The sequence below is a fragment of the Verrucomicrobiota bacterium genome, assembly GCA_034440155.1.
In the GTDB taxonomy this organism is placed as follows: Bacteria; Verrucomicrobiota; Verrucomicrobiia; order JAWXBN01; family JAWXBN01; genus JAWXBN01.
Genome location: JAWXBN010000116.1, coordinates 18,684 through 29,481, shown reverse-complemented (window position 1 = coordinate 29,481; position 10,798 = coordinate 18,684). Strand labels below are relative to the sequence as shown.

The following is a 10,798-nucleotide window of genomic DNA, read 5'->3' as shown; positions in this document are numbered from 1 at the left end:
ATTTGTTGGTGGGCGTTGAGGCGGACTGTGGCATTAGAAATGGTCAGGTTTGTACTGATGGCAGGGGTGTTGTCGGATTTTGCCAATACAAGAGTTCCTCCATTGACAGCAGTCGCGCCGGTAAAAGTATTACTGGATGATCCACCGAGGACGAGAGTTCCTCCCCCTGTTTTGATCAACCCATCGGCTCCGGAGCCCGTCCCGTCTTGTATTGTATTAGAGATTGTCACCTGTCCTGCACCGCTGGCGACATTGACGGTTAGATTACGGGTCTGGTTGGCTTCGGCTAGGACGAAATTTGTGCCGTTAAAGAGTGTGGTCCCGGTATTTGAAATGGTTAAAGTGCGGTTACCTGCTTGTTGCTGGACATTTCCGGAAAGGATCAGGTTATTAGTGCCGGTGATGGCGGATGAATTACTCAGAGTGATCGCATTGGTCAGGACAAGGTTATTGACTTCCGTGCGCAAATTGCCCCCGTTGAATGTGAGAGCACCGGTTCCGAGAGAGTTACTGTGTCCCACACCGAGGGTGCCGGCAGTCAAGATGGTGCCTCCCGTATAAGCGTTACTCGACATCAGCAGCAAATTGCCATTCCCGGTTTTGATCAGTCCGTCGGCTCCTGTGCCTGTCCCGTTTTGGATATTATTAGAAATGGTAACATTGCCGGCCCCGGTGGCGACATCCAGGGTTAAATTACGCGTTTGGTTGGCTTCGGCCAGGACGAGATTTGTGCCGTTAAAGAGTGTGGTCCCAGTATTTGAAATAGTCAAAGTGCGGTTACCTGTCTGGTGGAGGACATTGCCGGAAAATACAATGTTACTATTGCCGGAAATGACAGAGGAGGCATTGATATTCACAGCATTAGTGAGTGTCAGATTATTGACTTCCGCGCGCAAATTGCCCGTGTTGAATGTGAGAGCTCCGGCTCCGAGGGCATTTGAGTGTCCGACTCCCAAGACTCCTTGGGAAAGAATGGTGCCACCAGAATAACTATTTGAATTCAACAATCGCAGGGTGCCCGCCCCGGATTTAGTCAGGCTAAATCCTGCGGCGGACTGGGTGATTCTATTCGAGAAGGTCACTACAGTATTAGAGAATACAGATAGGGTCCTGCTGGCAGTCAGTGTCGCCAGATTAGTAAAGGTAAGTCCATTAGTAAAACCCTCAGCACCAAAGGTAGTGGTCCCCGCTAGAGTCACGGCATTTCCGATAGTCCGGTCTGCCCCTTCTGCTCGGACAGTGGCTGTCCCAAGGGACAGAGTGCCCGCTCCTGCGGCCAGATCACTCCCGAGCCCTAGAGTACCGGCACTGTGTGTGAGAGTGCCGGTAAATGTGTTGCTGCCCGAGAGGGAGAGAGTCCCTGCTCCGGATTTGATCAGGCCGTCTGCCCCGGTTCCTGTTCCGTTTTGGATGGAGTTCGAGATAGTGACTAACCCCGCGCCGGTGGCGACATTGATAGTCAGGGTGCGGGCTTGATTGGCCTCAGCCAGCACAAAATTTGTTCCATTAAAAATCGTTGTGCCGGTATTCGAAATGGTGAGGGTGCGGTTGCCGGTTTGATGGAGGACATTACCGGAGAAAGTAATATTACTATTTCCATTAATAATCGAGCTGTTATTGATATTTACGGAGTTTGTCAGGGTCAAATTATTCATGTCCGCGCGTAAAATGCCTGCATTCAAGGTGAGTGTGCCGCTTCCTATGGCATTTGCATTTCCCAGTCCTAAAAGGCCGGCGGTGAGAGTCGTGCCTCCTGAATAAGTATTACTTCCGTAAAGTAAAAGTGTGCCTGCTCCGGATTTTACCAGACCGTCGGCTCCGGTTCCTGTTCCGTTTTGGATGGAGTTCGAGATAGTGACTAACCCCGCGCCGGTGGCGACATTGATGGTCAGGGTGCGTGTCTGGTTGTTTTCCGCAAGAAGCATGGTATTGCCATTAAAAATCGTTGTGCCGGTATTCGAAATCGTGAGAGCGCGGTTGCCGGTTTGATGGAAGACATTACCGGAGAAAGTAATATTACTATTTCCACTAATAACAGAGCTGTTGTTAATATTCAAAGCGTTAGTAATGAGCATGTTGTTTGCTTCGGGAAGGAGGATGCCCCCGTTTAATGTGAGTGTCCCCGTGCCGATGGCACTGGCAAGTCCAAATCCTAATGTCCCTTGGGAGAGGATCGTGCCGCCGGAGTAGCTGTTTGAACTGAGTAATCTCAAGGTGCCAACTCCGGATTTGGTCAATCTTAGTCCTGCTGAGGATTGGCCAATGGTATTTGAAAAGATGACAATGGTATTAGAAAATACAGATAATATCCTGCTTCCGGTGAGGGTCGATGTGTTGGTGAATGTAAAACCATTAGTGAATCCGGCAGCCCCAAAGGTAGTGGTCCCCGCCAGAGTGAGCGCATTGCCGATCAGTCGGTCGCCGCCTTCGGCCCGCAAGGTGGCCGTACCTAGGGAGACAACGCCTGCGCCAAGGGCTCGGTCATGACCGACCCCGAGTGTGCCTGCCGAGACAGTCATTGTGCCGGTGAAGGTATTACTCCCGAAAAGAGATAAACGGCCTGCTCCGATCGAGCTGAGTCCATCGGCTCCTGTCCCTGTGCCGTTGACGATTTGATTTGAAATGACGACTCCTCCACTGGTTCCCGCGACGCTGATGGAAAGGGTGCGGGTTTGATTATTCTCCGCTAAGGTCAATGTATTGCCATTAAAAAGGGTCAATGCGGTATTCGACACGGTCAATGTACGGCTGCCTGTGGACTGGGTCACATTGCTGGTGAATGTGATTTGATTGGTGCCGGCGATGATGGAATTTGCAGTGATCTCTAGACTGTTAGAAAGGGTGCGGTTGCCCCCGTCAGCTCTCAAGGTCCCTCCGTTTAACCGGAGAAATCCAGTTCCAAATGAAGAGCCATTCCCAGCTCCCAAGGTGCCGGCGGAAAGAATGGTGCCACCGGAATAACTGTTACTTCCATTCATCAGCATGGTCGAAGTACCCGTTTTAGTGAGTGAACGACTGCCACTCTCAGTGAGGGAGCCGTTAAAACTCACGATGCCCGTACCTATTCCTGTAAATGTAGCGTTTGATTGGAGGTTGATTGCCGCGGCTATTTGCACGTTTCCCCCGCCATTTTGGGAGAATGAAATGCCATTAGAAAATAAATTGATCGTGCCATTGGTCAGTGTGTAGATATTGGCATTACTGAATGATAGACTCTGGGCATCGTAGGTATTGCCTTCCAGATCGACCGTTGCATTTGAGGTGATATTGGTTCCGAAAAGAACCGGTGTATTTGATTGGGGGATCGCTGCGGGATTCCAGTTTGCTGCCGTACCCCAGTTACTACTCCCGTTATAAATCCATTCACTCTGGGCATTTGATACGTTTGATAACGTAAAAAATGAAAACACAAAAATAAGGGAATAAAAACTTTTCACGAGCGCTCGAAAAAAAGGGAATGAAAACAATAAGTTTGGGACAAAATCTTATTTTTCTTAATATAAAGTCCTAATGAAATAGCGATAGAAAATTTCGACGAACGGTAGTAAATAATCGATAAGCGGTAGTTTTTATGTAAAACCTCTAATTTTCCCCGAAAATAGGGTTCATAAAAGTAGTGCACTTTCATGTCCGCGATTTTGAATGATAATCAGGAGGTCAAAAGAGTCAAATCACCGCATTATCAATCAAACGCGTTTTTCCAAAATAGACGGCTAAGGCCACGAGGGTTTTTCGCGGCACAATTTGCTTCAGGGGAATAAGGCTTTGAGAGTGTCGGAGCTCGATGTAATCGATCCGGGCGTCTGGAGCAAATTGCGCGATCATTTTACCGATGGTTTGCGCAATTTGTTTGGGGTTTTTGCCATCACGGGCCATTTGTTTAGCCGTTTTGAGGGTTTGGGACAGGATCACGGCCTTCTGGCGTTCGTCGGGGGAGAGATAAATATTCCTTGAACTCATCGCGAGACCGTCGGGTTCGCGGGTGATGGGGGCGCGGATGATTTTTAGGGGGAAATCAAGGTCACGCACCATACGTTCGATCACCGCGACTTGTTGGGCGTCTTTCTGGCCAAAGACTGCGACGTGGGGCAGGACGAGGTTAAAGAGTTTCCCCACGACCGTGGTCACACCCCGGAAATGGCCGGGTCGGGCGCCCCCACAGAGTCCGGTCGAAAGGGTTTCTTCATTAATCCAAGTCGAGGAATCCGGGGCGTAGAGGTTATCGGGATTAAAAATAATGTCCGTCCCGCGCAATTTGCACAGGGCTGCGTCGGTCTTGAAGGGGCGGGGATAACGGGAAAAATCTTCCTTCGGCCCGAATTGGGTGGGGTTCACGTAGATACTGACCACGACATAATCAGCTTTTTTGCGGGCGAGATCGATCAGGCTCAAGTGGCCTTCATGCAGGGCTCCCATAGTGGGCACAAAAGCAATCGTTTTTCCGGCTTTACGAATTGCTAAAGCTTTTCTTTGCATTTTTTGCGGGAGTCGAATAATTTGCACGGCCATAACCACAACAAAAAACACCAATAAAAGCAAAACGTATGTCTGAGAGTTATATCCAAAATCTTTTTGCCGAACGCATCGGCGGAAAAATGTATGGGAAATCCACAGCGATTTATAAATTTGAAAAGATCAAACGCGCCAAACGGGCGGCGATGGATGCCACGCCGGGGATGGCATTGATCGATATGGGGGTCGGTGAACCCGATGAAATGGCTTTTCCGGAAGTGATATCCGAGCTGCACCAATCGGCTTTAAAGCCGGAGAACCGTGGTTATGCCGACAACGGGGATGCTGTCCTGAAACAAGCCGCGGCCCGTTATATGGATAAAGTCTGTGGTGTACCGGGGATCAATCCGGAGACAGAGGTCATGCACTCCATCGGGAGTAAGGCGGCCTTGAGCATTTTGCCCGCTTGTTTTATTAATCCCGGGGATGTCGTCCTGATGACTACACCAGGTTATCCGGTTTTCGGGACCCACTCGAAATATTATGGGGGTGAGGTGTATAACATGCCCCTGACAGCGGAGAATCATTACCTGCCGGACCTGAGCGCGATTCCTGCCGAGAAATTAGCCAAGGCAAAGGTCATGGTGATCAATTATCCGAATAACCCGACAGGAGCTTCGGCGACAAAAGAGTTTTTCACCGAGGTCGTCGCGTTTGCGAAGGAACATCATATTATCGTGATCCATGATGCCGCTTATGCCGCGCTGGTTTTTGATGGTAAACCCTTGAGTTTCCTCTCCATTCCCGGGGCAAAGGATGTCGGGATAGAGCTCCACTCGACGAGCAAAACATTTAATATGACCGGTTGGCGTTGCGGATTTGTCGTGGGGAATGAACTCCTCGTGAAAGCTTATGGTGACGTGAAGGATAATAGTGATAGTGGTCAATTCCTGGCGATCCAACACGCATCCGCCTATTGTTTTGATCATCCTCAGATTACCGAGCAAATTGCGGAGAAATATTCTCGCCGCATGGATATGCTCGTGGCTTGTCTCCAGAAAAAAGGATTAAACGCCAAGAAACCCCAGGGTTCATTTTTCCTTTATTTAAAATCACCGACAGCGGCTGTTATTGGGGGTAAACGCACGGAATTCAAAAATGCCGAGGAAGTCTCCCAGTACCTGATCATGGAGAAACTCATCTCCACCGTTCCTTGGGATGATGCGGGTTCACATTTGCGTTTCAGTGTGACTTTCGCTGCCAAAGGTGAGGAGGCTGAGAAAGCAGTCATCGCCGAGATCGAAAGCCGATTGGCGGATGTCAGTTTCGAGTTTTAAGGTACATTTTCATCCTCTTTATTCGTTTGCTGGAATTGCCCGTGGTTGACTCCACGGGCAATTTGCTTAAAAGTAGGATTATATTGCCAGTTATGAGTGAGACACCATCATCCGCGAGATTAAAGGTCCGGGGGAGAGATCCCTTAGGACTCTATGCCCCTGCTGAAAAGAAGTTTTTCTGTATGGCAAATCGAATGGTTTTGGGACCTTACACCCCAGCTGAAATCGGCTATTTTCTCGTCGATAAATCCCTCAGCTACGACGACCTTGTCCTCGATGATGACTCGAACCAATGGTTCATGATTAAACAATACTTCGAGTTTGATCATCTTGAAGAGTAGTTTTTGTCTTCCTCTGCGTCACTTCACAGTGCGGTATTGGACTAAAGCTTCTTTTTTTAAAGCGGAGCTGATGTTTATTGCGGGATCGAATAGTGACCGGTAATGACAAACTCAAAGAGCCGGTCTTCTTCTTGAGTGCCGGACCCGATATTATGGATGACGAGGGGGATACTGGCCCGATTCATCCGATCACTGACGATCATGATATGGGGGAGGTGGGGAGGGACAGTGCAGGTGACTAGATCGCCGGGCTGATAATCTTTTGGATTCTTAGTGAGAGGGAGTGACCAGCCTTTACGTTTAAAGTAGGTTTGGAGATTTGGCACACGCCGATGGTCGATATTTTTGTCAGGACGTTTGAGACCCCAGATTTTCGGGTATTCAGAAAAATATTTTTTCATGTCTTTATGAATCTCTTTTTGCAGGTCGATACCCAGGGCTGATCTCAAGGCGCGGATGACGACATCTGTGCAGACTCCGCCAGCAAGTGGGACATCACCATTTGGATAATCCAAAGACCGGTAAGCCGGATCATAACTCGTGGTCTTCCCGATTTGTTCCCGAGCACAAATCACAAGGGAGACCGGTGGCTCAGTCCGGGATTGCGCTGGTAATGAAGGGGTAAAGGGGAATGTCAAAAACAGGAGTGTCCCCGTGATGAGGAGGGTGTAGGGATGTATCGGCTTACTCATGATTTAAAAACAAGACTTTGCGAATGAAGTTTCCCCTTGTTACGATCTAAAAGAGACTTTTTGACAAGGGCGATAAGAATGGGTTCTATCAAAGGCGATGATCCTGATTCCTTACAGGGTAAATGTACTTTATCCTTACCAGCCATGGGCCAATGTTTTACTTGTGGTTTTGAATGTCGCTATTTGGGGATTGGAATGGCTCGGGTATATCCCGGAATCTGTGATCGAGTATTTTGTCCTCGACGGATTTGCTCCGACGAGGTTAATCGGCTGCTTCTTCCTCCATGCTGATTTCTAGCATTTAGCGGGGAATATGCTTTATCTTTGGATATTTGGTAATGCTATTTGTGCCAATGTGGGTAATTTGCGCTATTTAGGATTATATTTTGCCTTCGGTATTTTTGCTTCCATTACACACCTGCTATTCAGTGATATGCCTGCGGTCGGTGCCAGTGGCGCGATTAATGGGATGATTGGTTTTTATTTCATCCTTTACCCGTATAACCCGATTGAGTGTTGGTGGTTTTTTATGTTGAGAATGGGGACTTTTGAAGTGGCGGGAATATGGTTGATCGGACTTTGGTTTTTGTCGGATATCATCGGAGCAGTTTTAGGCTGGGGGATTATTGCTTATTGGGCTCACTTAGGAGGTTTTTTGATCGGCGTGCTTTGTGCATTTTTGATGTTAAAATATAAGGTTTTAGTCCTGAGCGAGGATGATAATGAGACAATGGTTGATTATTGGAATGTAAAGTACAGTGGTAAAAAAATGGAAAAGAGTGAGCGTATCCGCACGTCCATGCCAGCGTCAAATCCCTACATGCATATTTCTCCGGTCATAAGGGCAGGAGCCGCCTTGCCGGAAAAAAGGGAATCACTCAAGTTCCTGGAGTTTATCAAGAGTAAGCAGGAAAAAGTGAATACTGAAAAGGAGCCGATTCCTGAAAAGACGGGTGGGGAGGAAATGAGTGGAATAGGAGAAAAATCATATCATTGCCATGCCAATGGGATGCAGACCGGTCCCTTCACTGCGGCACAAATAGGAGAAGCGATCGCTTCAGGTAGTCTCACTGTGGATGATTGGGTTTATGCACCCGAAGAGAATGATTGGGTGCTCATGAGGGACTATTTCGAGTTTGAATCCTGAGGGTTATTTTTTAAGTGTGTCGCTGATGAATCTAATATCATCATCGGTGAGAGGGGGATGGCTGGCACTAATATTACATTGGGCTTGGTGCAAATTGCGGAAGCCGGGGATAACACACGCCACCCGGGGGTTGTGCAGGACGTATTGCAGGGACATCCGCGCAAGTTGCTCGGGGGTCGAGCCAAATCTTTCCTTCAGGGTGGAGAGCTTTGGTTTGAGCTTGCGCAAATTGTCTGGCTGGAACCAGTAACCATTCTGGCGGTTGTCGCCGGCTTCAAATTTCACGGGTTTATCCGGATCATATTTGTCGAGTAAAATGCCTTGAGCCAGAGGGCTGAAAGCGACAAAAGACAGTCCTTGGACTTTGAGTAGGTGATCGACTTCTGAATCCTCTCGGATGAATTGGTCATCGAGGGCGTGGGCCCAGCTTTGCAGGACGTGCGGTTTAATCACAGGGACGAGCCGGGTAAAGTCCGCACTGGAGTAGGCACTGAGTCCTTTGACCCGGATCTTTCCCTCCGAATGGAGTTCGTCCATTACCTTGACCGCACCGTCGAGATACCGGTCGTCTTTTCCAAAGTCTCCGTGGTGGAAATAATAGATGTCGATATAGTCGCGCCCGAGATTGATCAGGCTTTGTTCAAACTGCCGTTTGATGTGGAAGGGATGGTAGGCGTGTTCAGCTGTTCCTGCAAAATGCCCGACCTTGGTCGCGATGATGAGTGTCTCAGACTTGCGTCCGAGCTTTTTGAGGACGCGGGTCAGCATGCGTTCGGCCTTGCCATTACCGTAAATGTCCGCGTTATCAAAATGGTTCACCCCGGCATCCAGCCCGGCGCAAATTGCCTCGCTGATTTCATTTTCATCGGGTCGCGCCCAACCGACGGATTGACCAGTGGGTGTGAAATTAATGCCGCCCATCGTCCAGCAGCCGAATGAAACTTCCGAAACCTTGACCCCTGTTTTCGCTATCTCACGGTAATTCATACGCCCATGCTCGTGTGACATGTCGAGAAGTCAATAAAAAGACTTTGGAGAGGATGTATTGCGGCGTAGTAATGGGTGAAATGATAATAACCATGCTGATTCACAGGTTTTGGATAGTCCGGTCTGGACTAGTTCTAGTCTTTCCTTTGGGGGGAACTGTATCTCTTTGGGCTTGAGAAACGGGGTGGGGTGTATAGAAAAGAGACCGGATACTTTCTCCCAAATCATGGCCCAAGTAAAAACACTGCTAAAATGGATGGTCCTAATGACAGGACTCTTTGTGGTCACGTGCTTACATGCGGAGATCAGCCCCGACCTTTTAAAAAGGGCGGAAGAAGACGATGCCCAAGCCAAATATCAAGTAGGATTAAAATACTTCCGCGGGGACGGGGTCGCTAAAGATCAGGAAGAGGCTGTGGGATTTTTCCAGTTTGCAGCGGAAAAAGGAATCCCTGAAGCCCAATTACTCTTAGGTGTTTGTTATTCCAAAGGTGTGGGCCTCGAAAAAAATGATAAAATCGCGGCGGAATGGTTTACCAAAGCCGCCAAACAAGGCCTGACTGAAGCCCAGACCATGATGGCCCTCTATTATGATGCCGGCATCGGGGTAGCTCAGGATAAAAATGAGGCTTTTAAATGGTTTTATGCCGCAGCCGAACAGGGTGATCCCTCTGCCCAATATAACATCGCCCTCCGTTGCTTGCGCGGGGTAGGGACCGAAGCCAATGAAAAGGAGGCGGTGGAATGGTTCCGTTTGGCGTCTCTCCAAGGAGTGCCCGAGGCTCAGAATAATCTGGCCGTTTGTTATGCGGAAGGCATCGGGGTCGGAAAAAACAAGGAAGAAGCCCTTTTTTGGTTTTACACAGCATTGGCCGGAGGGGTGAAATCAGCCAAAGAACCCATTGCTATCATCGAGAAGGAGCTCGACGGGAAAATGTCTGTGCTGGCCAAGGAACGTTGCAAACAGGTTCTCGAACAAGTGAAACTGAAGCAGGAAAACGAACCCCCGCCGATTCTCGTCGAGGAAGACCTCCCGGCCAAATAGGAAGGTCCGGACAAAAAATGGGAGCCCAAATCGGAGATGAAACCAGCGTTATCCGTGGCCTCCGGACGTAGGAGAGCGAGAGAGCTGGCCGGTGAGATAATCCATTTACACCATAAATCGTGCAGGACGTATGGGGGCCAGAGTCTGCTTGACGATCGGGGTAAATGTCCCGTAAAAAATACGCGTGACGGGGAAAATGTTTTGTGGGCAAATTGCGCGTATGACACGTGAGGAGATTATTCAGATTTTTAAGGCTTCCGGCGCTTTGCTGGAAGGGCATTTTGTATTGCGTTCAGGCCTGCACAGCCGCCAGTTTTTCCAATGTGCACTCGTGCTCCAGGAAATGCCTGTGGTGGAGCGACTCGGGAATGCACTCGCCGCACTTTGCGCAGGAGTGGAGATCGAAACGGTTGTCGCCCCCGCCATGGGAGGCCTTGTGATAGGGCAGGAGGTCGCCCGTCAGCTCAAAAAACGTTTTATTTTTGTGGAGAAGGAAGAGGGTTCGCTCGTCATGCGCCGCGGGTTCAAAATCCGACAGGGGGAAAAAATCCTCGTGGTCGAGGATGTGATTACCAAAGGCGGACGTGCACAGGAAACCATTGACATTATCCGGGGGCTCGGCGGGGATGTGGTGGCCGTGGCTTCCTTAGTGGACCGTTCAAATGGGAAGGCCTCTTTCGGGATTCCCTTCAAGAGTCTGCTGAGCCTAGAAGTCGAGACATTTGATCCGGACAATTTGCCTGAAGACTTGAAAAAAACCCCGGCCACCAAACCGGGGAGCAAATAGGCCTTCTCCA

General features: G+C 49.2%; 10 protein-coding genes and 1 pseudogene. 7 read left to right on the top strand and 4 right to left on the bottom strand.

Annotation, left to right across the window (positions count from 1 at the left end):
- Together SGI98_11990 and panC are read right to left on the bottom strand one after the other, a co-directional pair.
- A partial coding sequence (locus SGI98_11990; GenBank protein MDZ4744121.1) for an autotransporter-associated beta strand repeat-containing protein occupies positions 1-3,410 on the bottom strand: 3,410 nt, incomplete at its 3' end.
- 256 nt (positions 3,411-3,666) lie between these two features.
- Complete coding sequence (gene panC, locus SGI98_11985) at positions 3,667-4,503, bottom strand: pantoate--beta-alanine ligase (protein MDZ4744120.1); 837 nt, start codon at positions 4,501-4,503, stop codon at positions 3,667-3,669.
- Positions 4,504-4,544: 41 nt separating this feature from the next.
- Here panC and SGI98_11980 point away from each other — a divergent pair, with 41 nt between their 5' ends.
- Together SGI98_11980 and SGI98_11975 are read left to right on the top strand one after the other, a co-directional pair.
- Positions 4,545-5,789 carry an LL-diaminopimelate aminotransferase gene (locus SGI98_11980; protein ID MDZ4744119.1) on the top strand — a complete coding sequence of 415 codons (1,245 nt, stop codon included), beginning with the start codon at positions 4,545-4,547 and terminating at the stop codon, positions 5,787-5,789.
- A 92-nt stretch (positions 5,790-5,881) separates the two neighbouring features.
- Positions 5,882-6,130 carry a hypothetical protein gene (locus SGI98_11975; GenBank protein ID MDZ4744118.1) on the top strand — a complete coding sequence of 83 codons (249 nt, stop codon included), beginning with the start codon at positions 5,882-5,884 and terminating at the stop codon, positions 6,128-6,130.
- 74 nt (positions 6,131-6,204) lie between these two features.
- Here the strand turns inward: SGI98_11975 and SGI98_11970 are convergent, their stop codons facing one another.
- Complete coding sequence (locus SGI98_11970) at positions 6,205-6,822, bottom strand: DUF1287 domain-containing protein (GenBank protein ID MDZ4744117.1); 618 nt, start codon at positions 6,820-6,822, stop codon at positions 6,205-6,207.
- Positions 6,823-6,919: 97 nt separating this feature from the next.
- Between SGI98_11970 and SGI98_11965 the strand changes: the two genes are divergently transcribed.
- The 3 genes and pseudogenes from SGI98_11965 to SGI98_11955 all read left to right on the top strand — a co-directional run bounded on the left by SGI98_11965 (position 6,920) and on the right by SGI98_11955 (position 7,969).
- Positions 6,920-7,120, top strand: a complete 201-nt coding sequence (locus SGI98_11965) for a hypothetical protein (GenBank protein MDZ4744116.1) — start codon at positions 6,920-6,922, stop codon at positions 7,118-7,120.
- 12 nt (positions 7,121-7,132) lie between these two features.
- Positions 7,133-7,504: pseudogene (locus tag SGI98_11960) on the top strand (rhomboid family intramembrane serine protease).
- Positions 7,505-7,969, top strand: coding sequence for a GYF domain-containing protein (locus SGI98_11955; protein MDZ4744115.1), 465 nt, complete (start codon positions 7,505-7,507; stop codon positions 7,967-7,969).
- 3 nt (positions 7,970-7,972) lie between these two features.
- Here the strand turns inward: SGI98_11955 and SGI98_11950 are convergent, their stop codons facing one another.
- On the bottom strand, positions 7,973-8,977 hold the full coding sequence (locus SGI98_11950) for an aldo/keto reductase (protein ID MDZ4744114.1): 1,005 nt from the start codon (positions 8,975-8,977) through the stop codon (positions 7,973-7,975).
- A gap of 205 nt (positions 8,978-9,182) precedes the next feature.
- Here SGI98_11950 and SGI98_11945 point away from each other — a divergent pair, with 205 nt between their 5' ends.
- Both SGI98_11945 and pyrE read left to right on the top strand, forming a co-directional pair.
- Positions 9,183-10,001, top strand: coding sequence for a tetratricopeptide repeat protein (locus SGI98_11945; protein MDZ4744113.1), 819 nt, complete (start codon positions 9,183-9,185; stop codon positions 9,999-10,001).
- Between the two features lie 220 nt (positions 10,002-10,221).
- Positions 10,222-10,788 carry an orotate phosphoribosyltransferase gene (gene pyrE, locus SGI98_11940; GenBank protein MDZ4744112.1) on the top strand — a complete coding sequence of 189 codons (567 nt, stop codon included), beginning with the start codon at positions 10,222-10,224 and terminating at the stop codon, positions 10,786-10,788.
- Positions 10,789-10,798: the final 10 nt, after the last annotated feature.